This window comes from Leucothrix arctica, from assembly GCF_003172895.1.
Taxonomy (GTDB): Bacteria; Pseudomonadota; Gammaproteobacteria; order Thiotrichales; family Thiotrichaceae; genus Leucothrix; species Leucothrix arctica.
This window is the reverse complement of sequence record NZ_QGKL01000042.1, coordinates 540,444-565,685: the sequence shown is the minus strand read 5'-3', so window position 1 is coordinate 565,685 and position 25,242 is coordinate 540,444. Positions and strand designations below refer to the sequence as shown.

The 25,242-nt window shown below is 46.9% G+C and carries 23 protein-coding genes; 14 read left to right on the top strand and 9 right to left on the bottom strand.

Annotation, left to right across the window (positions count from 1 at the left end):
* Positions 1–25 precede the first annotated feature (25 nt).
* From DKT75_RS19675 to DKT75_RS19660, 4 genes are all read left to right on the top strand, one after another.
* Positions 26–2,053 carry a copper-translocating P-type ATPase gene (locus DKT75_RS19675; RefSeq protein WP_109826171.1) on the top strand — a complete coding sequence of 676 codons (2,028 nt, stop codon included), beginning with the start codon at positions 26–28 and terminating at the stop codon, positions 2,051–2,053.
* A 2-nt stretch (positions 2,054–2,055) separates the two neighbouring features.
* Positions 2,056–2,283, top strand: coding sequence for a phosphoketolase family protein (locus tag DKT75_RS22335; RefSeq protein ID WP_245923274.1), 228 nt, complete (start codon positions 2,056–2,058; stop codon positions 2,281–2,283).
* A gap of 146 nt (positions 2,284–2,429) precedes the next feature.
* Complete coding sequence (locus tag DKT75_RS19665) at positions 2,430–4,112, top strand: alpha-keto acid decarboxylase family protein (protein WP_109826169.1); 1,683 nt, start codon at positions 2,430–2,432, stop codon at positions 4,110–4,112.
* Between the two features lie 75 nt (positions 4,113–4,187).
* Entirely contained in the window at positions 4,188–5,510 is a 1,323-nt protein-coding gene (locus DKT75_RS19660) for an MFS transporter (protein ID WP_109826167.1), read from the top strand.
* Positions 5,511–5,567: 57 nt separating this feature from the next.
* On the opposite strand, the gene DKT75_RS19655 is transcribed toward DKT75_RS19660, so the two are convergent.
* Positions 5,568–6,287, bottom strand: coding sequence for a Crp/Fnr family transcriptional regulator (locus DKT75_RS19655; RefSeq protein WP_109826165.1), 720 nt, complete (start codon positions 6,285–6,287; stop codon positions 5,568–5,570).
* A 168-nt stretch (positions 6,288–6,455) separates the two neighbouring features.
* On the opposite strand from DKT75_RS19655, the gene DKT75_RS19650 reads away from it, so the two are divergent.
* From DKT75_RS19650 to DKT75_RS19635, 4 genes are all read left to right on the top strand, one after another.
* Positions 6,456–6,662, top strand: coding sequence for a hypothetical protein (locus tag DKT75_RS19650; protein WP_109826163.1), 207 nt, complete (start codon positions 6,456–6,458; stop codon positions 6,660–6,662).
* Between the two features lie 58 nt (positions 6,663–6,720).
* A complete protein-coding gene (locus DKT75_RS19645; RefSeq protein ID WP_109826161.1) occupies positions 6,721–7,035 on the top strand; it encodes an HPF/RaiA family ribosome-associated protein in 315 nt (104 codons plus the stop codon).
* 82 nt (positions 7,036–7,117) lie between these two features.
* A complete protein-coding gene (gene nhaA, locus DKT75_RS19640) occupies positions 7,118–8,950 on the top strand; it encodes a Na+/H+ antiporter NhaA (protein ID WP_109826159.1) in 1,833 nt (610 codons plus the stop codon).
* A 66-nt stretch (positions 8,951–9,016) separates the two neighbouring features.
* Positions 9,017–9,571 (top strand): ferritin-like domain-containing protein, encoded by a 555-nt coding sequence (locus DKT75_RS19635; protein ID WP_109826157.1) that lies wholly within the window; start codon positions 9,017–9,019, stop codon positions 9,569–9,571.
* 37 nt (positions 9,572–9,608) lie between these two features.
* Here the strand turns inward: DKT75_RS19635 and DKT75_RS19630 are convergent, their stop codons facing one another.
* Positions 9,609–10,442, bottom strand: a complete 834-nt coding sequence (locus tag DKT75_RS19630) for a PRC-barrel domain-containing protein (protein ID WP_109826155.1) — start codon at positions 10,440–10,442, stop codon at positions 9,609–9,611.
* Between the two features lie 336 nt (positions 10,443–10,778).
* On the opposite strand from DKT75_RS19630, the gene DKT75_RS19625 reads away from it, so the two are divergent.
* A complete protein-coding gene (locus DKT75_RS19625; RefSeq protein WP_109826153.1) occupies positions 10,779–11,558 on the top strand; it encodes an acetoin reductase in 780 nt (259 codons plus the stop codon).
* 135 nt (positions 11,559–11,693) lie between these two features.
* Here DKT75_RS19625 and DKT75_RS19620 read toward each other — a convergent pair whose 3' ends face one another.
* Positions 11,694–12,131 carry a host attachment protein gene (locus DKT75_RS19620; protein WP_158278924.1) on the bottom strand — a complete coding sequence of 146 codons (438 nt, stop codon included), beginning with the start codon at positions 12,129–12,131 and terminating at the stop codon, positions 11,694–11,696.
* 192 nt (positions 12,132–12,323) lie between these two features.
* Here DKT75_RS19620 and DKT75_RS19615 point away from each other — a divergent pair, with 192 nt between their 5' ends.
* From DKT75_RS19615 to hflC, 3 genes are all read left to right on the top strand, one after another.
* Positions 12,324–12,884, top strand: coding sequence for a sterol desaturase family protein (locus tag DKT75_RS19615; protein ID WP_109826149.1), 561 nt, complete (start codon positions 12,324–12,326; stop codon positions 12,882–12,884).
* Between the two features lie 83 nt (positions 12,885–12,967).
* Entirely contained in the window at positions 12,968–14,020 is a 1,053-nt protein-coding gene (gene hflK, locus DKT75_RS19610; RefSeq protein ID WP_109826147.1) for an FtsH protease activity modulator HflK, read from the top strand.
* A complete protein-coding gene (gene hflC, locus DKT75_RS19605; RefSeq protein WP_109826145.1) occupies positions 14,017–14,976 on the top strand; it encodes a protease modulator HflC in 960 nt (319 codons plus the stop codon). The genes hflK and hflC overlap by 4 nt, the downstream gene beginning before the upstream one ends.
* A gap of 154 nt (positions 14,977–15,130) precedes the next feature.
* Here the strand turns inward: hflC and nhaA (DKT75_RS19600) are convergent, their stop codons facing one another.
* The 4 genes from nhaA (DKT75_RS19600) to DKT75_RS19585 all read right to left on the bottom strand — a co-directional run bounded on the left by nhaA (DKT75_RS19600) (position 15,131) and on the right by DKT75_RS19585 (position 21,336).
* A complete protein-coding gene (gene nhaA / locus DKT75_RS19600) occupies positions 15,131–16,486 on the bottom strand; it encodes a Na+/H+ antiporter NhaA (protein WP_109826143.1) in 1,356 nt (451 codons plus the stop codon).
* An 88-nt stretch (positions 16,487–16,574) separates the two neighbouring features.
* Positions 16,575–17,960 (bottom strand): class II fumarate hydratase, encoded by a 1,386-nt coding sequence (gene fumC, locus DKT75_RS19595; RefSeq protein WP_211665521.1) that lies wholly within the window; start codon positions 17,958–17,960, stop codon positions 16,575–16,577.
* Between the two features lie 45 nt (positions 17,961–18,005).
* A complete protein-coding gene (gene acnA / locus DKT75_RS19590; RefSeq protein WP_109826139.1) occupies positions 18,006–20,744 on the bottom strand; it encodes an aconitate hydratase AcnA in 2,739 nt (912 codons plus the stop codon).
* 67 nt (positions 20,745–20,811) lie between these two features.
* Positions 20,812–21,336: a GNAT family N-acetyltransferase gene (locus DKT75_RS19585; RefSeq protein ID WP_109826137.1), complete on the bottom strand. Its 525-nt coding sequence runs from the start codon at positions 21,334–21,336 to the stop codon at positions 20,812–20,814.
* Positions 21,337–21,597: 261 nt separating this feature from the next.
* Here DKT75_RS19585 and DKT75_RS19580 point away from each other — a divergent pair, with 261 nt between their 5' ends.
* Entirely contained in the window at positions 21,598–22,368 is a 771-nt protein-coding gene (locus DKT75_RS19580) for a zinc ribbon-containing protein (protein ID WP_109826135.1), read from the top strand.
* Positions 22,369–22,416: 48 nt separating this feature from the next.
* On the opposite strand, the gene arcC is transcribed toward DKT75_RS19580, so the two are convergent.
* Both arcC and DKT75_RS19570 read right to left on the bottom strand, forming a co-directional pair.
* A complete protein-coding gene (gene arcC / locus DKT75_RS19575) occupies positions 22,417–23,334 on the bottom strand; it encodes a carbamate kinase (protein ID WP_109826133.1) in 918 nt (305 codons plus the stop codon).
* 299 nt (positions 23,335–23,633) lie between these two features.
* Positions 23,634–24,002 (bottom strand): universal stress protein, encoded by a 369-nt coding sequence (locus DKT75_RS19570; protein WP_109826131.1) that lies wholly within the window; start codon positions 24,000–24,002, stop codon positions 23,634–23,636.
* Positions 24,003–24,371: 369 nt separating this feature from the next.
* Between DKT75_RS19570 and DKT75_RS19565 the strand changes: the two genes are divergently transcribed.
* Positions 24,372–25,142 (top strand): SDR family NAD(P)-dependent oxidoreductase, encoded by a 771-nt coding sequence (locus DKT75_RS19565; RefSeq protein WP_109826129.1) that lies wholly within the window; start codon positions 24,372–24,374, stop codon positions 25,140–25,142.
* Positions 25,143–25,242 lie beyond the last annotated feature (100 nt).

The following is a 25,242-nucleotide window of genomic DNA, read 5'->3' as shown; positions in this document are numbered from 1 at the left end:
CTTAGCCACTCAAAGGAGTATCTCAATGGAGCAAAATTCAGATAAACATGAGATGGCGGGTGAGCATAGTGCCCATCAAGATCATCATGCCCACATGGCGGCTGATTTCCAGAAACGGTTCTGGATCGCACTGGCGCTTACTGTCCCCATTCTGATCCTCTCTCCCTTACTCCAAAAGCTGGTTGGTTTGCGCGATACCTTCAGTTTTTCCGGCGACCTCTATGTTCTGTTCGGGTTTTCTTCCGCCGTCTTCTGGTATGGCGGTTGGCCATTTTTAAAAGGAATGATCGAAGAGCTTAAATCCAAACAACCGGGGATGATGACACTGGTGGCGGTCGCCATCACTACCGCTTATGCCTACAGCAGCGCCGTGGTGTTTGGCCTGACCGGGAAAGTATTCTTTTGGGAATTAGCGACTCTGGTTGATGTGATGTTACTCGGTCACTGGATCGAGATGAGGTCGGTGATGGGCGCATCCAAGGCCCTAGAGGAATTGGCAAAACTGATGCCCTCCAACGCCCATAAACTCATGCCTGATGGCAGCGTAAAAGACGTGCCGTTAAACGAACTGGAAGTGAATGATACCGTCCTGATCAAACCGGGTGAGAAGATTCCCGCCGATGGCCTTATCAAAAAAGGGGAAAGCGCGGTCAATGAGGCCATGCTCACCGGAGAGTCAATGCCGGTGACCAAAAAAGTCGACGACAAAGTCATCGGTGGCGCTATTAACGGGGAAGGTTCGTTGACCATCGAGGTCAAAGGTACCGGCAAGGATTCGTTCCTGTCGCAGGTCATTGACCTGGTCAAGCAAGCTCAGGAAAGCAAATCTAAAACTCAGGATCTGGCTAACACGGCGGCGATGTGGCTTACCATTATTGCCTTAAGTGGTGGTGCGATTACCTTCTTTATCTGGTTGGGCCTCATGGGTAAAGATCTCTCCTTTGCCATCGAGCGCGCCGTCACCGTTATGGTCATCACCTGCCCTCATGCACTGGGGCTGGCCGTGCCGCTGGTCATCGCGGTCTCCACGGCGTTGGCCGCGAGCAATGGGCTGCTGATCCGCAATCGTCCCGCTTTTGAGCGTGCCAGAAACGTTCAGGCGATCATTTTCGACAAAACCGGCACACTGACGGAAGGCCACTTTGGGGTGACCGATACCCTGTTGTTATCGCAGGACATTGACGAAGACACGCTGCATTGCTATGCGGCCTCGGTAGAAGCGAATTCTGAGCATCCTATTGCGAAAGCCATCGCCACTACGGTCGAAAACACACTACCCGTTGAAGATTTTAAAAGTATTACCGGCAAAGGTGCGCAAGGCCGGGTCGAAGGCAAAGAGATTAAGGTGGTGAGTCCGGGCTTCCTGCAAGAGCAGACTATTGCCGTAGACGACAAGCGCGTGGAAACTCTGAAAGCACAAGGCAAAACCGTCGTCTTTGTGCTTGTTGATGGAGAATTGAAAGGCGCGATAGCACTGGCGGATATTATCCGGCCAGAGTCGAAGCAGACCATCACCGCACTCAAGGCAATGAACATCAAGTGCATGATGCTCACGGGGGACAACCAACAGGTTGCCCAATGGGTGTCAGATCAGGTCGGTCTGGACGAATACTTCGCCGAGGTTCTGCCGCAAGATAAAGCAGCCAAAGTCAAAGAAGTCCAGTCCCGGGGCATATTAGTGGGCATGACCGGCGATGGTGTCAACGATGCCCCTGCACTGGCGCAGGCGGATCTGGGTATTGCCATTGGTGCCGGCTCGGATGTGGCGGTCGAAACCGCCGACATCGTTCTAGTGCGAAGTAATCCATCAGATGTGGTCGCGCTTCTGGAGCTATCCAAAGCGACCTATCACAAGATGATTCAAAATCTGGTTTGGGCTACCGGTTATAATGCCTTTGCCATCCCGTTGGCCGCTGGCGCACTTTACGCCTGGGGTGTCGTGCTTTCCCCAGCATTGGGCGCGGCACTGATGGCGGCCAGTACAGTGATTGTGGCGATCAACGCACGACTGCTGACGATCCCCCGGAGTTCCAATGCAACAGCGGGGAAATGAAAATGTTGAGTGAGCACCATTGTCAGGGCTGGCTCGAAGGTTACTTGCTGACCGGACGTCATGGTTTTTTTTCATGCTATGAAGCCTTTATCCACATTGTTGATTCGATGTTCAACCAGCATGCCAAGTGGCTTGATGTGTCGCGTGACAAGCTGCTCGACCATAAAGCCTACATCGAAAAACACGGCCAGGACATACCGGAAATTCGAAACTGGAAGTGGCAGGATTAATAAACCTAAGACCTCAATCTGGACCGGTTTTCGATTTGATCGCTATGTACGGTAGCCAACAGATAAACCAATGGCTTCCGCTCAGTATCTGTTGTCGATACCTACTTTCTGTCAATCCATTAATTTCCAATCAAAAGGCAAACAACATGTACACCATCGGCACCTATCTCGCAGAACGACTTTCACAAATTGGCCTTAAACACCACTTTGCAGTAGCTGGCGATTACAACCTGGTCCTGCTAGACCAACTGCTGACCAACAAGAGCATGGAACAAGTCTACTGTTCTAACGAACTGAATTGCGGCTTCAGTGCTGAGGGCTATGCGCGCGCTCAGGGTGCTGGTGCTGCCGTCGTCACCTTCAGTGTCGGAGCGCTCTCCGCATTAAACGCCATCGGCGGGGCCTATGCCGAAAATCTTCCTGTCATTCTGATTTCTGGCACACCAAATAGCAATGACCGGGCGACTGAACATCTACTTCACCACACCTTGGGCACGCACGACTTTCTCTACCAATTGGAGATCGCCAAAAAGCTTACCTGTGCCGCTGTGTCCATTACGTCTGCGCAGGATGCCCCAGCACAGATCGACTACGCAATTCGCACCGCACTGCGTGAGAAGAAACCGGCCTACATCGGTATCGCCTGCAATATCGCTGCGGAGCCTTGCGCAGCGCCGGGCCCGGTCAGTGCCTTGATCAACGAAGATCCCACTGATAGCGAGACATTAACTGCCGCCGTATCTGCAGCCACTGAATTTATAATGGGCAAGGAAAAGCCGGTGCTACTTATCGGCAGTAAACTACGTGCGGCGGGAGCCGAAAAGGAAGCCATTGAGCTGGCAGAAGCACTCGGTTGTTCCGTTGCGGTGATGGCTGCTGCCAAAAGTTTTTTTCCGGAAGAACATCCCCAATATGTAGGCACCTATTGGGGAGGAATCAGCACACCTGGAGCACAAGCAATTGTAGATTGGTCAGATAGCACTATATGCGTCGGTGCACTCTTCAATGATTACTCGACTGTGGGCTGGACTGCCATGCCAGACGGACCCGGCGTGATGCTAGCAGACCAGAACCATATCAGCTTCGAAGGTCATGATTACAGCCGGATTCATCTTCGCGACTTCCTTTCAGCACTGGCCAAAAAGGTAAGCAAGCGTGATGCGACGATGATCGAATATGAGCGCCTACGTTCTGAATCACTATCAGAAGATCCCGCAGCACCTGATGTCAAGTTGATGCGCTCAGAAATGGTTCGTCAAATCAGACCTCTAGTCACCGCTGATACCACGGTCATTGCCGAAACCGGTGATTCCTGGTTTAACGGTGTCGCTTTGGCATTACCCGATGGCGCGCGCTTCGAGGTTGAAATGCAATGGGGCCACATCGGCTGGTCAGTGCCAGCCAGCTTCGGCTATGCGCTGGGCGCTCCTGAGCGGAGAGTCATCGCCTTGATCGGTGACGGTGCATTCCAGCTCACCGCCCAAGAAGTAGCACAAATGATTCGTCAAAAACTACCAGTCATCATTTTCCTGATGAACAATCATGGCTACACCATCGAAGTCGAAATCCATGATGGCCCATACAACAACGTCAAGAACTGGGATTACGCCGGGCTGATCAAGGTCTTCAATGCTGAAGACGGACATGGGGTGGGCCTGCGAGCCAATAACGGTGGAGAACTCGCCGCCGCTATCGAAACAGCACTGGCCAACCACGATGGCCCGACGCTCATAGAATGTATTCTGGATCGCGACGACTGCACTCCGGAACTCATCTCTTGGGGAAACCTGGTTGCAACCGCAAATGGTCGGCCACCAGCTTCGATGTAATTCTAAAAATCTTTGGTATCTTACCCCGAGCTTACTCACTCGGCCCTAACACTTTTACGATTCAAAAGAGAACTAATGTCAACTTCCTCCGAAAACAAAGATCAGAGTGTGCCGCAGACGAATAACGTTCCGGGTAAGAGTGATACCTCCCCTCCGCAGGATTTGAAACCCCTGTTTTTCTTGGCGTGGCTGATCTGCGCGCTCTTTTATTTCTTCCAATATGCTGTCCGTTCCGTTCCTGGAGTGATGCAAGAGGAACTCACGTCAGCTTGGGGAGGGAACCATATCGGTGCGATGATCTCGGCCTATTATGTTGCCTATGCCCTGATGGCGCTGGTGGCAGGTATACTGCTTGATCGCTACGGCCCCCGCCTCACCATTCCTTTTGGAATCGCAGTAGTCGGCATCGGTTGCCTGATTTTCGCGCAAGGCAGCGAGGTGGCGGGGATGGTCGGCTTTGTTGTACAGGCGCTCGGCGCGATTTTCGCCTTCATCGGCTCGTCCTATGTTGCGGCTCGCTATCTGCCCTCGAGAATGTTGGCAATGTTCATCGGCTTGACGCAAATGCTTGGTATGGCAGGCGCAGCATTCGGGTCGAAGCCTGTCAGCATGGCGATCAATCCGGCCGGCAGTTTCAATATCGGATGGCAATATGTCTGGATCGCCTTTGCGTGCATGGGCTTTGTTCTGGCAGTTGTGAGCTGGTTCGCCATGCCGAAAGAGAAAGGCGACAGCGCGAGTCACCATGGCCCGTTATCAATAACCAGCGTGCTTCATCCATTTAAGATCGTCTTCAGCAATCTGCAGAGCTGGCTGGCCGGTATCGTCGGAGGTTTGTTGTTCCTGCCCACCACTATCGGCGCACTGGTCTGGGCTACGTCATTTCTTCATTCAGCGGAAGATTTGACGATGGCTGCGGCAGCAGCAGACGCAGCGATGGTTCCTATCGGCTGGGTAATTGGCTGCCCATTGTTAGGATATATCTCGGACAAGATCGGCAGACGTAAGCCAGTTCTGATCATCGGCGCGCTGCTTATTCTGGCCGCCAGCCTCGCCGCTATTTATGTGCCGGTGGGAACGCTGCCGACCTATTCTGTGGCGCTTGTTCTTGGTATCGCTTCTGGCGCAGCGATGCTTCCTTTCTCTATGATTAAAGAGACCAATCCTTCGCAGGTAAAAGGTACGGCAGCGGGTGTGATGAACTTTTTGGTATTCGTGACGACCGGAATTATGTCGCCCTTCATTTCGCGTTTAATGATCCCTGCAGACGGAATAGCACTGACGCTGAGCGAATACCAGACCGCCTTCCTGCCGCTTGTCGGCGGTGTTATCGTCGCCATTATCCTGAGCTTCTTCCTGCACGAAACCGGCTCCTCGGGAACCAAGACCGCTATTTAGGAACAACATTCGGCGGTAGGCTAGATTGCCGGATTGCAGAATCTTGAACATTACCGATTATTCTGCGATCCGGTCTGGTAATAAGCGATCGCACTCGGTCTTGACCACGGCATAGCATTCGCAACAGCGATCTTCCAATCCTTTGCGGTCTACCACGGTAATATGGCCACGTGAGTAGGCAATAAGGTTTGCTTGTTGAAGTTTGCCTGCCGCTTCAGTGACACCCTCGCGGCGTACGCCCAGCATGTTGGCAATCAGTTCTTGAGTCATCACCAACTCATTTGAAGCCAGACGGTCAAGACTGAGTAATAACCACCGGCACAGTTGCTGGTCAACAGAATGGTGCCGGTTACATATCGCAGTCTGCGTCATTTGTGTCATCAGCGCCTGCGTAAAGCGCAGTAACAAATGCTGCATGGGGCCGCCGCGAGTGAATTCGTCTTTAATTATTTTGCTGGACAGGCGATAAGCTATTCCAGCGCTCTGAACCACCGCTCGGTTAGTGGTCGTTTCACCACCCATAAACAGCGCCATACCAACGACACCTTCATTACCGATTACGGCAATCTCGGCAGAACCACCATCGGCCAGCAGGTTGAGCTTTGACACAATCGCGGTGATGGGGAAATAGACAGCGTGAATGCTGCCTCCCGATTCGTGCAGCACATCCCCTAACTTGAATGTAACTAACTTCAAATGCAATTCAATGCGTTTAAAGTCTTCCACAGGTAATGAGGCCAGCAAGTGGTTTTGTTTTGGATCAGTGGAAACTGACATTCGGAGCCTTATTACGGCGGGGTAAAGAGCATAAAGTATGTCACATTACTCAGTCGAACATATCAGTCATTACTCCTTTCCAAATGGATAGCTCTGTTCGATGGCGTACAGACGCTTAAAAGATAGGTCTGTATAAAAAGAATATTAAACCCTTAAAAGGAGTTAACCATGAAACGCATGAACCTTCGCAAGTACTTGAACGTTGCCGTCTGGATAGGTGGAAGTGGTGTGACGACCAGCGCACTGGCCGACATGCACCAAGGCGGTTACGGCATGATGGGGATGGGTGGATATGGCGGAATATGGTTGCCGATCTTGCTTATCGCCGTGATTGCCGGCTTCATGGGATGGGTCATCGGGAAAAAAAGAAAGTGAACCTAGCCTCAAGAAATAAAGAACATTCCGTATATCCACAACCCCACAGGAGAATCTCATGAAGATCCAACTCAACACCGACGTCCATATCAACGGCACCGAGTCACTGGCTGCCCAAGTATCCGCTACCATCGAGCAAGCGCTGGAGAATTTCAGTGAACGGGTCACCCGAGTGGAAGTTCATCTGAGTGACGAGAATGGCGACAAGAGCGGACAACAAGACCAACGCTGCATGCTGGAAGCCCGTCTCAAAGGCCTCCAACCGGTGGCGGTGACGGACCATGCCGCGACGCTCGATCAGGCGGTGAATGGAGCCGCGCAAAAGCTGGAACATCTGCTGAGCAGCACTCTCGGACGGCTGCATGAACACTGAGTAGCCATCCCTCATCATTTAACAACCGGAGTGCAAATATGCCGAGCATGAACTCTCTCCTCCTTGATCAGGATCCTTACGGATGATTCCGGGCGAGCGAAGCAACAGACTTGATCGGCCTGTCGATCAGCAGATTGATCATGTTCTCGGTCCCGAGGATGCGGAGATCACGCTTGTCGAATATGGAAGCTATGGCTGCCCGAACTGCCGAGCTGTCAATAATGTAATCGCAGGGTTACGCGATCAGTTTGGAGATCGCCTGCGCTACGTTTTTCGGCATCGGCCGTTGGTGGACAGCGACATAGCGCGTCGTGCCGCGGAATTAACAGAGCGGACGACCGACAACGAACAATTCTGGACAATGCATGTAGCACTGATGTCGCGCTCCAATCCACTAACCGAAAATGATTTGCAAGTAGTCGCTTCGTCACTGGAAACGCCGAACGAATCGGGAATACCCGACACAAACGACGCAGATATCCGTGCCAGGGTGGACAGTGATATCAATAGCGCAGAGGCAAGCGGTGTATTGGTTACACCCACATTTTTCATTGATGACCGTCGCTACGAAGGGCCTTGGGATCAACATGCTCTGAGTGACGCAATGCTTCATATGCCTGGTCAGCGCTCCCGACTAGCTACCCTGGATTTTCTGCGGTGGGGGCCATCCGCTGGGTTGCTGTTACTGCTGGCGACGATTTTGGCCGTTATTCTTACCAATTCATCATTAGGCAGTGCGTTTACCGAGTTATGGCAGCAACCTTTGGGGTTTACGCTCGGCAATCTCTCGTTCGGAATGTCAATCCATCATTGGATCAATGATGGATTACTGACGTTTTTCTTCCTGGTCGTCGGTCTGGAAATCAAGCGTGAATTTACCGTGGGGCATCTCACAAATCACCGCACAGCTGCACTACCAATCGCAGCTGCATTAGGTGGTATGGTGGTTCCAGCACTATTGTATGCCTTGCTCATTCCTGACGGGCCGTGGGCGTCTGGATGGGGCATTCCAATGGCAACGGACACCGCCTTCGCAATTGCAGTGATTGCGGTATTAGGTTCACGGGTCCCAGTGGAGCTACGCGTATTCTTGACCGCTGCTGCGGTGGTCGATGACATCGGCGCAATTCTGGTTATCGCGATTTTCTATTCATCTGATTTACAAATTACTTACCTTATTTCTGTAGCCGCGGCTACAGGCGTGCTTGCATTGCTTAATCGTGCTCACGTTTACAGGCTTTCGCCGTACGTATTTGTTGGCGTCCTGCTGTGGGTTTTCATTTATGCGGCTGGAGTGCATGCCACTCTGGCCGGAGTCATACTGGCAATTTTTATCCCAACCAGACCACCGCCAAACCTCAAGGCACTGGTCGCACAAGCGAATGCTATTCTCGCCGCAGACATGCGCTACGGTGGTGACGTGTTACGCGACGGGCCTTCTTTGCCCGCGCTCAACGCAATTGATACTGTGCATAACCGACTGGAATCACCTGCCGCCCGACTGCTAAGACAAGTCGGTACCCGATCAAGCTACGTAGTTCTGCCGCTTTTTGCATTGGCGAACGCCGGCGTTGTAATATCAATGGATGTGGTCGGTACTCATTCGAGCCTGATGCTGGCAATCGTGGCCAGTTTAGTCATCGGTAAGCCCATAGGAATGATCGCCGCCGTGACATTAGCTGTACGAACCGGCATCGCCAGTAAACCCGGCACCTATTCTTGGCGTCAGTTGATTGGCGCTACAGCTTTAGCAGGGATTGGTTTCACCATGTCCATATTTTTTGCTGGCGAGGCGTTCGAATCTGAAATGGATTTAGCGGCAGCGAAGATAGCAATTTTTGCCGCGTCTGTTATTGCTGCTTGCATAGGAGCTGCTTTGTTATGGCGCGATTCAACCAAAACTAAAGATCATTAAGTGCGGCAGCGCACCGACATGGCTACTGATTGGAAGCAAACTAAAAATTTGAAGAAGGAGCCACTCATGTCTAAGAAAACTGTAATGACCGATATCAAAATATTGCGTAGCAATGCACGTAAACATATTGAGCAAGGGGCGGTTACCGCTGGATATTCTGCAGACCGGACACAAGTGCTGAAGTTGCTTAACGAAGCACTTGCTACCGAAATTGTTTGTGTGCTGCGTTACCGACGCCATTACTTTATGGCCCGAGGTATTCATGCAAAAAGTATCGCCAATGAGTTCCTTGTTCATTCTAATGAAGAACAAGGACATGCTGACCAGATTGCCGAACGCATTGTACAGCTGGGTGGAGAACCGGATTTCGCACCTGAGAGTCTTGCTAGTCGAAGTCATGCTGAATATGTGGCAGGTAGCTCATTGCTTGATATGATCAAGGAGGATTTGGTGGCGGAACGTATAGCCATCGATAGCTATCGCGAAATGATTCAATACCTCGGTGATCAAGATACAACGACTAGTGACATGCTGAAAGTTATCTTAGCGGTTGAAGAAGAACACGCCGATGAGCTTGCTGACTTACTAGAAGATAAGCCAGCAGATTTGCTCAACAATTGAAGCGCAAAGAAAATCTAAAAAACCAACCCCGCGGAACTTAGGGGGTTGGTTTTGAGTCGCCATGCTTCACTGCCTCTATCCAGTAACCAGTAAGGCCATAATGTTTGTAGATATACATTTCTGTCTTACGATCCACTTGCATCTCTGGGTTATACGGAGGAGAGTCTTTCACTGCCTGTCGTGTTAAGTTGACAGACACTTGAGCATCTGGCCAATTCATATTTTGGATACAATTTGGCGGAATAAGTACTTGATGACCAAGCCACCAGTTACTTGTATTCACTATCATATACCGCATAGCCCAAGACTCGTCATCGACTAACATGTCTTGTATGTGGCCTATATCACCATCAGTGGCATGAACATGATAGTCCTTTACCGCCTCACAACTGCGCAGGTGGAGGTCATCATCCTTGTGTAGCGCGGCTTGGGCTTCTACAGAAGCCCTCTTTAATTCTGGATCTTCATGATTGTGTGGTGGACTCAAGTTAGCGTAGCCCGACAACAACAGGTTCGGATAGACCCCTCCACCCATGCTCCCGTAACCCTCCCAATAATAAGGGTAGCCGTAGTGGTCTAGAACCTGCATTTCCTGCTGCCTAGAGACTGGCATGTCGGTGTTGATGCTGGGGCTATTCCTCACCTGATCTTTTGTGATCGAGACGGGTAATACTTTATTTTCCCAGTTCGGATTGCCAATCGCGATTGGCGAGATTAATACTTTTTGATTCGAAAGCCAGGTTCCGGTGTCGACAACGAGATATCGAATAGCCCAAGTCTGGTCATCAAAATAGACATCTTTCACGTGACCAATGTCGCCGTCGGATGCGCGGATGGCGTAGTCTTCTAGATCATTGATGGTGCGTAACATAGGTTCTCTCCTTCGAATTTCAGATTTCCCAAAAGGGTCGGTACAGAGTTTTTTATACGCCAAACGGGTAGACCCATCTGTGCGACAACGAACATACCTGCCGATCGCTTGAGCAAAAGCTATGGTGTTGAACAAGCTGGGTGGCTGCCACAAACACCTAGGAAATACTGTGGAGCAGAATGTTCGCTAGCGTACATATGACGCAATGCTTGAGTGATATCGTTTTATAAAACACCTACTGATGTGTCGCTACTGAACTTTTCAACTGAATCAGGGGCACTCTGAGGCCAAATGAGAAAAAGTTATGTCTATGAAAACGAAAAAGGAAACTAAAAGATGAATACTAAAGACAAAGTCGCGCTAATCACGGGCGCCGGTCAGGGAATTGGACGAGCCATTGCTCTAAGGCTAGCAGAGGATGGTATGGATATTGCTATCGTCGATCTCAAGAAAGATAAAATGGATGCCGTCGCCAAAGAGGTACAAGTACTCGGCCGCAAAGCAACGGTTTTCGTTGCAGATGTGACGAGTCGCGACCAAGTCTATGCCGCAGTTGACCATGCCGAAAAGGAATTGGGCGGCTTCGACATAATGGTCAACAATGCAGGGATCGCTCAGGTACAGCCGTTGGCCGATGTCACACCACAGGAAGTGGACACTATTTTTAAAGTAAACATTGAGGGTGTGATCTGGGGAATTCAGGCGGCAGCCAAGAAATTCAAGGCTCGCGGACACAAGGGTAAAATCATCAATGCATCGTCGGTTGCCGGTCATAACGGTTTTGCCATGCTCGGCGTGTATTCTGCCACCAAATTCGCCATCCGCGGCTTAACTCAGGCTGCAGCGCTCGAATATGCCAGCGACGGCATAACTATCAATGCCTACTGCCCGGGTATTGTTGGAACGGACATGTGGGTTGAAATTGACGAACGCTTTGCAGAACTGACTGGTACGCCAAAAGGCGATACCTACAAGAAATATGTGGACGGGATTGCACTGGGCCGAGCGGAGACACCAGAAGATGTAGCCGCTTTCGTCTCATATCTGGCTGGTCCGGATTCAGACTATATGACCGGACAGGCACCCATCATCGATGGCGGAATCGTTTATCGCTAATGCAGCACCAGTGTAAAAGGATGATATCTTCAAAGTGTCAGGAGACGCCTAGTAGGTTTTCTACTAGGCTTTCTGTTTAACACTTCAAACAAACCATATTTTATTAATTATCCACCACTACCCAATAGCGCACGATCACAAATACTCAGGAAGGTGCTCACGAATCTCTTGAGGCGTCATCATCGTCAAGTCCTTATCAAGTTGAAATGATACAACCTCATCAATGGCCGCACTTAAGTCTTTACGAAGCATCCCTAAAAAATGAGGTGCTGCGACCAATGTTAACCTCCCAAAAGATTTGCTCTGCAAACTAGCTTCTAAATATTCACTCACTTCTTTTGAAAACCGAATAGCATATTGCGCTTTATGAGACGTTTTTTCTTCAAAAGCGTGCTTCCTTGCACCTGAGTTACTCTCCCCCCTTCCCGGCTTATCCGATACTAAGTCCTGCTCTAACATAGTCGCCTCTGACGAAGTCATTTCTTTTATTTCCGTAAGTGTTCCCTTCGGCTTCTCGGCAGAAAATATTCTCACTTTAGCCTCGTCTGCAACTACTACCCATATCTTTGACATATCAATTCTCCTGTTAGTTGGTAAATAGCAAATCATTTACCCAACTTGAGTTTTTATATTGGCATGGCTGTCGTGTTTACAAGTTGACCTGCATCAACTATCAAATCTCACCCCTATGTAAACATGGTCAGGTATAGGGTTCCCCACCCTCAACAACAAGATTAAAACGACAGTAAAAACAAAAGGAGATGCATGAAACTATTTACCATGGAACATAGCAAAATAGCTTATCGAGCTGATTTTGCACTATATGGCATCGCAGTAATGGTGCTAGCAGCTTTTATCATTATTGCTGAGCCACACGGACAGTGGTTGGAGTCGTTGGTTTTATTAGGGATAGGATTGGTGAGCTGGACGCTTCTAGAGTATGTATTGCACCGTTTTGTGATGCATGGCTTGCAGCCATTTAGCCGTTGGCATGCAGAGCATCATCAGCGACCAAGAGCGCTAATTTCTACGCCCACAGTTTTAAGCATGATGTTGATCACAACCCTGATCTTCCTGCCTGCATTCATGTTATCAGACAATCTGTGGAGTGCCTGCGCCCTGACTCTCGGGATTGTCATTGGTTACCTGTCCTTCGCCATTGTGCACCATGCAACTCACCATTGGAGCACTAATAGCGCTTGGTTAAAACGGCGCAAGCACTGGCACTCACTGCATCACCGCAGTAACAAGCAGCCTAGCTGTTTCGGTGTGACTAGCACATTCTGGGACTATGTATTCGGAAGTACCCGCAAGCAGAGAAAGTGAGTTCGGCGTGACCGAGCTTACACATTGAGGTTATTTCATAAAGCAGGCCTGGCCTGTTAAATCTTATGATTAAAGGAGCAATAATGTCATCAAAGAACGATAGTAAAGACACTTGGCAAGATATCGCCACAGATTCTGATAATCTCCAAGAAATAGTCAGCAAGGGACAAAGTAAGTTTAAACAAATTTCCCTTGTTGGCCGGCTAATTCCCATTGCCCTAATCCTATTAATCGGCTTTGGCATCATGACCGCGTGGTACACCGTACCCAGTGACTCAGTCGCGGTGGTGCAACGTTTCGGTAAATACCTTAAGAACGTCGAGCCCGGTTTACATTTCAAGTTACCACTAGGGATAGATGTCACGACCATTGTGCCTGTTAAGCGACAGCTAAAACAAGAATTTGGCTTCACTACACCGGGAGCAAAAGACCCTTACCAAAGCCCACGTGGTGGCGCTCAAGAAACAAAACTTGAAACAGAAATGGTAACGGGTGACCTCAATGCGGCGTTGGTTGAATGGGTCATTCAATACCGTATTGCAGACCCTGTTAAATTTTTATTTGAAGTGCGTGAACCGAGTGAAACATTACGTTACGTCTCGGAATCCGTGATGCGGGAAGTGGTCGGTGACCGTACGGTAGATGAAGTCATTACCATTGGCCGCCAAGAAATCGAAGTTGAGGCGCTGACTAAGATGCAGGGTCTCTCAACCAAATATGCGATGGGTATCAGCATCGATCAAGTACAGTTGAAAAACATCAACCCACCAAAACCTGTGCAGGCGTCTTTTAACGAGGTTAATCAAGCTCAGCAAGAGAAAGAGAAGTTAATTAACGAAGCCCGTCGCGATTACAACAAGGTCATTCCTCTAGCCGAAGGTGAGAAAGATCAGCGTATTCGTGAAGCCGATGGTTACCGACTCAAGCGAGTCAATGAAGCAGAAGGTGATGCTGCCCGCTTCAGTGCGCTGTTTGCAGAATACAGCAAGGCGCCAGAAGTCACTCGTCGCCGCATTTACATTGAAACCCTGCAAACCGTATTGCCGAAGATTCGCTCAAAAATAATCATCGATGAAAAGACACGCGGGATTTTACCGTTACTAAACTTGAGCAGCCTAAATGGAGAACAACCATGAAAAAATCCCTTATCACTTTGGCGATTATCGGGGTTGGAGTCTATCTGTTGAGCGGCTCAGTCTACACAGTAAGCGAAGTTGAACAGGTGATCATTACCCAGTTCGGCAAGCCGGTAGGTGACCCAGTGACCTCTGCTGGACTAAAGTTGAAACTCCCCTTCGTCCAAGACGTTAACCCTATTGACAAGCGGGTACTCGAGTGGGACGGTAATCCGTCAGATATGCCCACCAAGGACAAACTCTACATCTCCGTCGATTTGTTTGCTCGCTGGCGTATTGTTGATCCTCTTCAGTACTTTCTGCGACTGCGTGATGAGCGTAGTGCCCAGTCACGGTTGGATGACATTTTAGGCAGTGAGACTCGCAACGCCGTTGCCAAGCATGAGCTGATTGAAATTATCCGCACCACCAAGGGCCGTGTGCCGTTACGTGATGTTGTTCTACTGTCGGATGTCAAACAGGATTTTGGAGCATTGGTGCCCATTACCAAGGGTCGTGAAATGGTAGAAAAAGAGATCTTCACTAAGGCCGCTGAAAAGGTGCAAGTGTTTGGTATTGAATTGCTTGATATCCGCTTCAAGAGAATCCATTACAACGCCAGCGTGCGACCGAAGATTTATGACCGAATGATCAGTGAACGACGACAGATCGCAGAACGTTTCCTTGCAGAAGGAAATGGTGAAGCTGCCAGAATCCGAGGTAATCGGGTACGTGATCTCAATAAAATTCAGTCTGAAGCCTATCAGCAAGTCGAGGAGATTCGTGGTGTCGCAGATGCAAAGGCCGCCGCGATTTACGCGAATGCTTATAACCAAAGTCAGCAAGCGGTGGAATTTTACGAGTTCACACGAACCCTACAATCCTACCAATCCATAATTTCTGAAAATACCACGCTGGTGCTTTCCACTGACAGTGATCTGTTTGAGTTTTTGAATGCAATGAAGCCTGTTGATTAGACTTGATAGTCATCTCATAAGCACTTGCACAACAATGTCGTATCGTTGCGATGGCGGCGATGGCATTGAACTCGGAGTCCGTGATCAGTAATGCGCTCAGGTTACGTAATAAAACGTTGTAATGAGGGTAAAAAATCCCCTCTCAGCTTGAGCTTTATTTGACGTTTTTGGTAGATGTAACTCTGATATAAATAATACCAAGGATTGCGGATAACAATGAGGCAATCAGGATTGATGTTTTCGCGGTTTGAAGATGTTCTGGTTGCCCATCAAAACCCAGTGCGGCAATAAACGTGGACATGGTGAAGCCAATCCCTGCGATGAGCGAGATCCCAATGACATGTTTTAAAGTAACCTCATTAGGCAAACTGCCGAACTTATAGCGGAGGCCCAACCAGCATGCACCAGAAATACCAATAAACTTACCAAGCACGAGTCCGGTAATAATGCCTAAGCCAGTGGGTTGCAGGAAGCTCTCAGTAATCGAGCTAGCGCTAAATACAACGCCAGCATTGCACAAAGCAAACAGCGGCAAGATAAATAATGCGACGGGCAAATCTAGTGCATCTTCCCAGCGTCGTAAGGGTGTACCAGCAAGCTCCGCATAAGCGCGAACTTTTAGTAATTTCTCATGGTCTCGTTTGCTACCCAGGACATCCACTTCTTTTGTTTTATTTTGCAGTGAAGTGATCAGCGATTCTTCTTTATCAAGAAATTTTCCCGACGCTAACTTAGCTCTGGCAGGTACAGTCAAAGCAATGGCGACACCTGCCACCGTCGGGTGAACGCCTGATTTGAGCATCGCCCACCACGCAGCAATACCGACAATAATATAAAAGATTGGCTGCCTAACACCTGCATAGTTAGCCAACGCCAAAAATGCAATAAGCGCGAAAGCACTGGATAGGTATATTAGCGATACTTCTTGTGTGTAGAAAAGTGCGATGACCAGTATCGCACCTATGTCATCAACGATAGCGAGACCGACAATGAAGGCCAATAAACCAACCGGTATATGTTTTCGTAAAATGGCCAATACGCCTAGCGCGAAAGCAGCATCGGTTGCCATGGGTATCCCCCATCCAACCTGTGAATCTAGTGACCAGTTGAATAAGGAGTAAATCACAGCAGGACAAACCATGCCACCCACTGCACAGATAATTAACATACGTCGGTTTTCAGGCTGAGCGAGGTCACCAGCGAGTACTTCACGTTTGATCTCTAAACCGAGTAGGAAGAAAAAGATCACCATCAAGCCATCATTAATAATATGTTTGAGTGACGCTCGCAGTTCAAACTCGCCAACAGAAAAACCAATAGGAGTGTGTATTAGGTTTTGATAACTAGCAGAGTAGACTGAGTTTGCCCACCAAAGGGCTGCTATAGTCGCGATCAAAAGGAACAGACTTGAGGTAGTCTGGGTGCGAATAAAGTTGGAAAATGGATGGTGGATATTCTCCAACCCACGTTGCAACTTATTTTTAGGGGTTGCCGCTTGCTCTGATCGCATTGAATAAATTCCTTTTTGCTTACTGAGTTAGCTATTGCACTGAAACATCTATCGACACCATGATTTATGGTTAAAACAACGTTCTAGGCTAAAGTGGCCCTAACATTAATTCTGGCCTTACCCATTTATCGTACTCTTCTGCGCTAAGCACACCACTCTTAACAGCCTCTTCACGCAAGCTTGTATCGTTTTTATGAGCTTGTTTCGCTAGTTCCGCAGCTTGGTCATAACCAATTTTTGGCACTAAAGCAGTCACTAACATTAGTGATTGTTGAAGGTTCGCGCTGATATTAGTAAGTCGCGGTTCTATGCCAATAACACAGCGCTGATTAAACGATGCTACGGCCTCAGTGAGTAGTTGAATGGACTGTAAAACGTTGTAGGCAATCATCGGTTTATACACGTTCAACTCAAATTGGCCCTGACTAGCAGCAAAAGCAATCGCGGCATTATTACCATGGATATGTGCACAAACCTGAGTCAGTGCTTCGCATTGAGTTGGGTTCACTTTACCGGGCATAATAGATGAACCTGGCTCATTTTGTGGTAGCGCCAACTCGCCTAATCCAGCACGGGGGCCAGAAGCAAGTAAGCGAATATCATTGGCGATTTTATAACAAGCCATCGCAGTAACATGAATAGACCCATGCACGGCTAACACGCCGTCATGCGCAGCCAGCAAGGCAAACTTATTGGTAGCACTTTCAAACGGATAACCACTGTCATCGGCTATTTGCTGTGCGACCATTTCGGCAAAACCAACGCTGGTATTCAGCCCTGTGCCGACCGCAGTGCCGCCTTGAGCAATCATTAGTAATTCAGAAGCACTTTGTGTTATTCGCCGGATGGAAGCATTTATTTGCTCAGCATAGCCAGAAAACTCATGCCCCAAAGTCAGTGGCGTTGCATCCTGAGCATGTGTGCGGCCAATTTTGATAATGGCGCTCCACTGCTCAGCCTTAAACTGCAAAGTCTCAGCGAATGCAGCTAATGATGGAAGCAACTCCTGATGAAGCTTCAGTGTGAATGCCACATGCATCACGGTTGGGAAAGTATCGTTTGATGACTGTCCCAGATTGACATGATCGTTCGGATGCACCGGTTTTTTTGAGCCCAAATCGCCCCCCAATAACTCAATGGCACGGTTAGCAATCACTTCGTTGGCATTCATATTAGTTTGAGTTCCAGAGCCAGTTTGCCAAACGACCAAAGGGAAATGATCGTCTAGCTCACCGACAAATACTTCGTTGGCCGCTTGTACGATAACCCCACCAATGGTTGAGTCCAATACGCCAAGTGCCATATTGGTTTTAGCAGCAGCGGCTTTCACGAGGCCAAATGTTTGAATAATTGGGCGTGGCATAGGCTCATTTCCAATAGGAAAATTCTGCAAACTACGTTGTGTCTGCGCACCCCAATAACGGGATGCCCCCACTTCGATCTGGCCGAAACTATCTATTTCAATTCGTGAAATTACCTTGTCACTCCCAATATTCATTGCTGCTGCCTCTTCGCCGTTTTAGGTTGATTGTTTAAGTGCCAGATCTCGTAATACATAATGCAAAATGCCACCGTGTTCGTAATATCGCCACTCAATATAAGTGTCGATTCTAACCTTAGTTTCAAACTCAATTAATAGGCGATCTGGGTGTTTTGCGGTTACTTTTAATGTGTCAGGATGGCCTTCAGGTGACTCAATAGAGAACAGTTCATCACCCTTTAAACCTAGTGTCTCAGCACTGTCATTGTCACAAAATTGCAACGGTAAAATACCAAAGCCCACCAGATTTGAGCGATGAATACGTTCGTAGCTTTGCGCGATAACCGCATGAACGCCTAATAATTTAGGTCCTTTCGCTGCCCAATCACGACTCGATCCTGTTCCGTATTCTTTACCAGCAATAACAATTAACGGTACCTTTTCTTCGGCATACAGCATAGCCGCTGCAAAAATAGTGGTGTCAGTCGCATCAGGGAAATGTCGGGTGAATCCGCCCTCTGTACCGGGTGCTAGTAGATTACGAAGCCTGTTGTTGGCAAAGGTGCCGCGCATCATTACTTCGTGATTACCACGACGTGACCCTAGACTGTTGTAATCTTCCTTTTGGACACCCTTTGACGCAAGATACTCTGCGGCCGGACTGCCAACAGCAATCGCGCCTGCCGGAGAGATATGGTCAGTGGTGATTGAATCTCCCACCATGACCAAGCACCGAGCATCATTTATAGGCTTTAGTGGTTCTATCTTTAATGTCATGCCCTCAAAGTAAGGGGGACGCCTGACATACGTTGACTCTGACCATGTATAGAGTGAACCCTCGGGAGTCTCTAGTTTCTTCCAATCTTCGGTGCCTGCAAACACATCAGCATACCGTGACTTAAATATTTCAGCCGACACGTATTTTTCAATGTAGGCATTAATTTCGCGTTGCTCAGGCCAAATGTCAGCAAGAAAAACAGGCATGCCACTAAAATCATTTCCTAACGGGTCTTTGTAAAGATCATGCAGCATAGACCCAGCTAATGCGTAGGCGACCACTAAGGGTGGAGATGCAAGATAGTTAGACTTTATACTTTGATGAATTCGCCCCTCAAAGTTGCGATTACCCGATAACACCGCAGCAACATTCAAATCCCCCTTCTCGATCGCCTGATCTATCACTGGCGACAATGGGCCTGAATTTCCGATACAGGTAGTGCAACCAAAACCCACTACGTCAAACCCCAGCATGCGCAAAGGCTCCATCAGTCCTGCATCATCTAGGTATTGAGGTACAACCTGTGATCCTGGCGCTAATGAGGTTTTAACCCATGGTTTAGCGGTTAGTCCAAGATTTATGGCCTTTTTTGCCAATAGACCTGCCGCAATCATTACTGCAGGGTTAGAAGTATTGGTGCAGGAAGTAATAGCAGCAATAACGATATCGCCATGATCTAAGGAGTGATTAAACCCATCCAGATTAATCTTGACTGAAGACTGACTCGTTATTTCATTGATGTCAGTGTCTGCATTGCCACCATCATCCTCAAAATTCATGACGGACCCAAGGGATACTTCTTTATCAAGAGATTCATGATCCAGAATTTTACGGAAACTATTGGCAGCATCCAGAAGTGATATTCTGTCTTGAGGCCTTTTAGGACCTGCAATGCTCGGTACCACCTTATGAAGGTCAAATGAAACCAAGTCGCTATACTCAGCCGGCGTATCACCATCGGATCGCCACAGGTATTGTGCTTTGCAATAAGCTTCGACCAAATTGACAGCATCCTCGCTTCGTCCTGAAAGCCTGAGGTAATGTAAAGTCTCATCATCAACCGGAAAGAAGCCACAGGTTGCGCCGTATTCAGGTGCCATATTACTGATGGTCGCTCGATCAGCCAAAGACAATGAACTGATGCCGTCGCCAAAAAACTCGACAAATTTACCGACCACACCCTTGTCTCGCAATAGTTCAGTGACCATTAAAACCAAGTCTGTGGCTGTGGTACCTGCGATGAGTTTGCCCTTAAATTCAAATCCGACTACTTCAGGTACCAGCATTGACAATGGCTGTCCTAGCATAGCCGCCTCAGCCTCTATACCGCCAACGCCCCAGCCCAACACCCCTAAACCATTAATCATGGTGGTGTGTGAATCTGTACCTACTAGTGTGTCTGGATAGGCTACTAGCTGAGTCCCCTGTTTCGTGCTGACAACATCCGCTAAATACTCAAGGTTGACTTGATGAACAATACCAGTGCCAGGCGGAACAACTCGAAAGTTATCGAAGGACTCTTGACCCCAACGAAGGAATTGATACCGCTCCTTGTTACGATGAAACTCAAGTTTAGTATTTAAATCCAGAGCATCAGGCGTACCAGACTTGTCTACCATCACCGAGTGATCAATCACTAAGTCTACTTTTTCAAGCGGGTTAATGAGGTTCGCATCGCCTCCAAGCTCACTAATGGCATCTCGCATAGCGGCCAAGTCGACAAGCGCTGGTACACCGGTGAAGTCCTGTAAAATTACGCGTGCAGGAGTAAAGGCAATCTGCTCAACAGATTTTACCTGTGGCTGCCATTGAGCAATCGCTTTAATTTGTTTGTCTGTAACAATTTGCCCATCCTCATGTCGAAGCAGGTTCTCTAAAAGTATCTTCAAGCAAAATGGGAGGCGCTTGATATTGTATCGTGGCTGGAGTGCATCGAGTGAGTAGTAATGATGATTCGAATTACCGGCATTCAAGGTATTTAGGCTTGAAAAAGTGTCCATATTACTTCCCTTGTTTTAATAAGTTTTTATCAAAAAATGAATATAAATTATTTGAATTTAACTATTATTAATTTATTAATAATAGTTCATATCTGACTAAGGTGGTATCTTCGTCATCGTATGTTTTTTTCATATGTAAATCATTGGCTAAATGTTCCATATGAGTATTGGCTCGCATCTCGTAGGAATAGATTGTTTTTTTATTTTTTGATCGGGCAAACTCAATCAGCGTGTCCATTAATGCTCGACCTAGTCCTTTGTTTTGCCATTCATCTGCAACGGTTAAGGCACATTCGCAACCTCCTTTATCATCAGCTTCATAACGACTTACTCCGACCTCTTGAGGTTTATTGTCCGTACTTTCGTTATTGATAACTGCAACAAATGCCATGTGATCTTCATAGTCAATATCACAAAATCTCGTTGCCATTTCGTCACTTAGCTCGCGAATTCCGCCAAGAAATCTGAAATGTCGTGTTTCTGATGAAAGATTGGTAACAAAGTCTTTTTCTCGCTGTAGGTCTTCAAGAGTAATTGGGCGAATAACAATATTTTCACCATCGATTACGATAGTTTTCTCCAATATATTCATAATTCCCTCTCTTTTTAGATATTGGTTGTATCAAATAAGTCTTTACTTACTATGTTTAATTTAAACATTCTTAAAATATTTAAATCTTGATACACATCAACAATTAGATAATAAATTCATGATTCTAGATTACTTGTATTGTTGACTTCATTAACTAAGTAGATTCCACACCTTTCATAAGTACAATACCGAATGGTATATGGCACTGGAATGGGTGATTATTATCATAATTAAACTATGTTTTTTTAAGGTAACTTTAATATGACAACAAAAAGTCTGACAACAGATATACACAATACTTATCAAATGATGATTGATGCTGTGGAAGAGTTTGTGGTTAAAGAAGGTAAAACTGTACCGCAGGCCCTTGATGCAGCCGAAAAAAAACTGAATGAATCATCAGTAATAAGCAAAGATGAAATCAAGCAAGTTAAACGAGATTTGAAGGATAAATTACGCTTACTTGCAGAGAACGCAGAGGGTGTTAGTGAGGCTTACAAAGAACAAATAAAGCTAAATATGGCCTATGTAAGTACCGAAATCTGGGACAAGTTACTGAAAATATCTGATTCAAACACTGCACATTTAATAGCGTTTAAGAGAGAACGTGAAGAAGCACAACTAGTACTGACTAGCGAGCATCTCTCTGCTCATCAGGAACACAATCTGTGGAATTCTGAGTACGATTTTTGGGTAACTGAAGCTAACTTATGGAAATCAGAGCATGATCAAGCCATAGATAAACTGACAGATATTAAAAAAATACTTAAGCAACAGTCAAAGGTATTGCATGAACATGTTCATGCAATCGAGTTCCATAAGGAAAGGGATCATGACTATGAAGTCGCCATGGCGAATGCTGAGAAAGATCCAGGTAATGAAGACTTTAGAGCAGCAGATCAGAAGGAAGCTGTGCACCAGAAACAAGAACGAAAAATACACGAGCAATATTCAGAAATGCATCATGTGCTAAAAGTGCAGCACTACAAAATAATGGGGATGATTAATATGCTACATAAGAAAGCGACTTAACTGTAATCAATACACCTTCAATGATGAGGTAGGTACTAGAATAAGAAATTAGTGCGAACGATTATAGATAACGGTACCTGCTTTTTCTTCAATAATTTGTAATGCATCTTGCAATTTACCAATACCAGCTTTTCTACCTACAGACATAGCAAAGTCACAAGCAGCTTCAACCTTCGGCCCCATAGATCCCTTTGCTAGGTTCATTTTTTTCATCTTTTGTGCACAGCCATGCCTGATAACTGATTGTTCTGGCCCACCCCAGTCAGTATAAACTGCATCTACATCCGTCAACATAAGCAACATATCTGCACCCAGCTTTTTAGCGAGTAATGCACTCGCCCTATCCTTATCAATCACAGCTTCAACCCCAATCAAACTTCCATCATTTAGACGGACAACTGGAATGCCTCCCCCACCGGCACAAATAACTGTCACTTGCTGTTTCAGTAATAGGTTTATGATAGGAATATCAGGTATTGATATTGGCAAAGGTGAGGCAACTACACGTCGATAATTTTCTCCATCGGGAGCAACTGCCCAACCTCGTGTCAATGCCATTTGATCAGCTTCTGCTTTGGTATAAACAGGTCCCACTGGTTTTGAAGGTGTGCTAAAAGCAGGGTCTGCCGCATCTACTTCAATCTGAGTGATTAGCGTTGCCACCTGATACCCTGCAGGCATGGCATTTTCAAGTTCTTGTTCAATCAAATAACCAATCATTCCATCAGTTTCTGCACCTAACAGGTCCAATGGATACATTTCATCGGGGTTGTAAGCAGCACCTTGTAAGGCTAGCAAGCCAATTTGAGGCCCATTACCATGGGTGACAACAACCTCATGACCTGCATTAATAACCTCAGCAATTGCGCGAGCTGCAAGCTGAACGTTTGCACGTTGATTTTTCGCAGTTAGAGGTTCACCACGATGAAGTAAAGCATTTCCACCCACTGCAATCACTATCAGCATAACTAGTCTCCTATCATCGTGACTAACACTGCTTTAATCGTATAAGCACTTGGAAATCGAGATTGTATTTTGTTTACTAAATTTGAGTTGTCTTTTGTCGCGTCATAAGTTTCATTCATAGATCTTCTCCAATGAGGTCAAGACCGACTGAGGCCTAAATTGACAGAGCTAAATGATCCACTAAAACATCATTCACTTTTAGTCGGAGATATACGTAAGTTAATGCGGAATATACTTAGCAAATAAATATTTCCACTCAGGAGTGAGTGGAAATATTTTATGAATAGAAATAGATAAAATTATCTATCAACTAATACCGCACAGGGTGCATGGCGCACTACCTTTGAAGTTGTAGAGCCTAGTAAATAGTCCCCAAATCCTGGCTTGTGTGGATTAATCAAAATCAAGTCAGCGTTATTCGCTTTAGCTGACTCAATAATATTGTGATAAGAGCCGCCATCACGAACTTCTACCTCAGCTTTTACACCCGATTTATTAATCCATTCATCCAATGTTGAACGTGTCTTTAAAACGTCATAAGGAACGTCTTCGAGGATATGCAACAAGATGATGTGGCCCTGTTCAGATAAATTTTCTGCCTTTTTAAGCGATTGAATAGTTAGATCTTCATTAGAAAAGTCAGTTGGTACAATAATCGTGTTATACATTTAGCACCTCCTTTGTAATTGAAGTTACTTACTTTACTAACTATTAACCATCTAAGGATTGACACAGGTCAACTTTCTATTTTAAAACAAATAAAATCAACAATATAGAATATTAGTTTATTCATTCCAAACTGATAATAGCGTGCACCCGCGTTAGCTTTTTGAGTAGAAGAACGAGCTTCTTCCCTCTGTTAGCAAATATAAATCATCCTTTACCCCGTGGTGTCTTCGTAAGTCAGAGTTATACGTAAGTACTTGCCGCAGTTAGCTAGGGATAACTTCTAATAATATTCTCGTCACCTTAAGCGCATGATGTATCAAATACCTCAAGAAGTGCTTCCCTAAATTTGAATTACAAAGGACATCAGTATGAAAAGAGTAGAAAACAAAACAGCATTGATAACTGGATCAGCAAATGGAATCGGCAAGGCAGTAGCGCTGCTTTTGGCAAAGCAAGGTGCTACGGTCGCCATCACAGATGTAGATGATGAAGCGGGTAATCGTCTGGCAGAAGAAATTGTTGCGGCTGGCAACGTCGCGAAATTTTGGCATCTCGATACTGCAGACGAAGATAACGTCAAACACGTGTTTGCAGACGTTAAACGCGAGTTTGGGGCAATAGACATTCTTGTGAATAATGCGGGAATTGCTGGTGTAAATAAACCAACGCATGAGATATTAAAAGAAGAATGGGAGCACCTCATGAACATCAATGTCACGGGGGTATTTCTTTGTACCAAGCATGTTATCCCTCAAATGATGGAAGTTTCTGCAGGAAGCATTGTTAACCTGTCATCGATTTATGGCTTGGTTGGAGGCGCAGATTTACCGCCTTATCATGCCTCAAAAGGTGCCGTGCGATTGATGAGCAAAAATGATGCATTGACCTATGCCAAGAACAACATCAGAGTCAACTCGGTACATCCCGGTTTTATCTGGACACCGCTCGTTGAGTCACTTGCGAATGAGTCACCGATAGGTCCTGAAGCTTTCAAGAAACATCTCGATAGCCTTCACCCTATGGGGCATGGTGGCGATCCCGATGATGTCGCTTATGGTGTGTTGTATCTCGCCTCGGATGAGTCGAAATTTGTTACGGGTAGCGAGCTGGTAATCGATGGAGGCTATACTGCCCGTTAGAGCAAAGATTGTTTCAGGTGCTTAAAAACCACCTGAAACGACTATCACCATCCTTTTTCACGTATCGCAAAATTTCCAGCATCACACCAGTACTTTCCCC

Coding starts and splice junctions, on each gene's coding strand:
- DKT75_RS19620 (WP_158278924.1), bottom strand. CDS start 12,131: ATGTCAAAGATATGGGTAGTAGTTGCAGACGAGGCTAAAGTGAGAATA.
- DKT75_RS19630 (WP_109826155.1), bottom strand. CDS start 10,442: ATGTTACGCACCATCAATGATCTAGAAGACTACGCCATCCGCGCATCC.
- nhaA (WP_109826159.1), top strand. CDS start 7,118: ATGATTCCGGGCGAGCGAAGCAACAGACTTGATCGGCCTGTCGATCAG.
- hflC (WP_109826145.1), top strand. CDS start 14,017: ATGAAAAAATCCCTTATCACTTTGGCGATTATCGGGGTTGGAGTCTAT.
- DKT75_RS19650 (WP_109826163.1), top strand. CDS start 6,456: ATGAAACGCATGAACCTTCGCAAGTACTTGAACGTTGCCGTCTGGATA.
- DKT75_RS19660 (WP_109826167.1), top strand. CDS start 4,188: ATGTCAACTTCCTCCGAAAACAAAGATCAGAGTGTGCCGCAGACGAAT.
- acnA (WP_109826139.1), bottom strand. CDS start 20,744: ATGGACACTTTTTCAAGCCTAAATACCTTGAATGCCGGTAATTCGAAT.
- arcC (WP_109826133.1), bottom strand. CDS start 23,334: ATGCTGATAGTGATTGCAGTGGGTGGAAATGCTTTACTTCATCGTGGT.
- DKT75_RS19645 (WP_109826161.1), top strand. CDS start 6,721: ATGAAGATCCAACTCAACACCGACGTCCATATCAACGGCACCGAGTCA.
- DKT75_RS19615 (WP_109826149.1), top strand. CDS start 12,324: ATGAAACTATTTACCATGGAACATAGCAAAATAGCTTATCGAGCTGAT.
- DKT75_RS19570 (WP_109826131.1), bottom strand. CDS start 24,002: ATGTATAACACGATTATTGTACCAACTGACTTTTCTAATGAAGATCTA.
- DKT75_RS19580 (WP_109826135.1), top strand. CDS start 21,598: ATGACAACAAAAAGTCTGACAACAGATATACACAATACTTATCAAATG.
- DKT75_RS19665 (WP_109826169.1), top strand. CDS start 2,430: ATGTACACCATCGGCACCTATCTCGCAGAACGACTTTCACAAATTGGC.
- DKT75_RS19635 (WP_109826157.1), top strand. CDS start 9,017: ATGTCTAAGAAAACTGTAATGACCGATATCAAAATATTGCGTAGCAAT.
- nhaA (WP_109826143.1), bottom strand. CDS start 16,486: ATGCGATCAGAGCAAGCGGCAACCCCTAAAAATAAGTTGCAACGTGGG.
- DKT75_RS19565 (WP_109826129.1), top strand. CDS start 24,372: ATGAAAAGAGTAGAAAACAAAACAGCATTGATAACTGGATCAGCAAAT.
- DKT75_RS22335 (WP_245923274.1), top strand. CDS start 2,056: ATGTTGAGTGAGCACCATTGTCAGGGCTGGCTCGAAGGTTACTTGCTG.
- DKT75_RS19585 (WP_109826137.1), bottom strand. CDS start 21,336: ATGAATATATTGGAGAAAACTATCGTAATCGATGGTGAAAATATTGTT.
- DKT75_RS19625 (WP_109826153.1), top strand. CDS start 10,779: ATGAATACTAAAGACAAAGTCGCGCTAATCACGGGCGCCGGTCAGGGA.
- hflK (WP_109826147.1), top strand. CDS start 12,968: ATGTCATCAAAGAACGATAGTAAAGACACTTGGCAAGATATCGCCACA.
- DKT75_RS19655 (WP_109826165.1), bottom strand. CDS start 6,287: ATGTCAGTTTCCACTGATCCAAAACAAAACCACTTGCTGGCCTCATTA.
- DKT75_RS19675 (WP_109826171.1), top strand. CDS start 26: ATGGAGCAAAATTCAGATAAACATGAGATGGCGGGTGAGCATAGTGCC.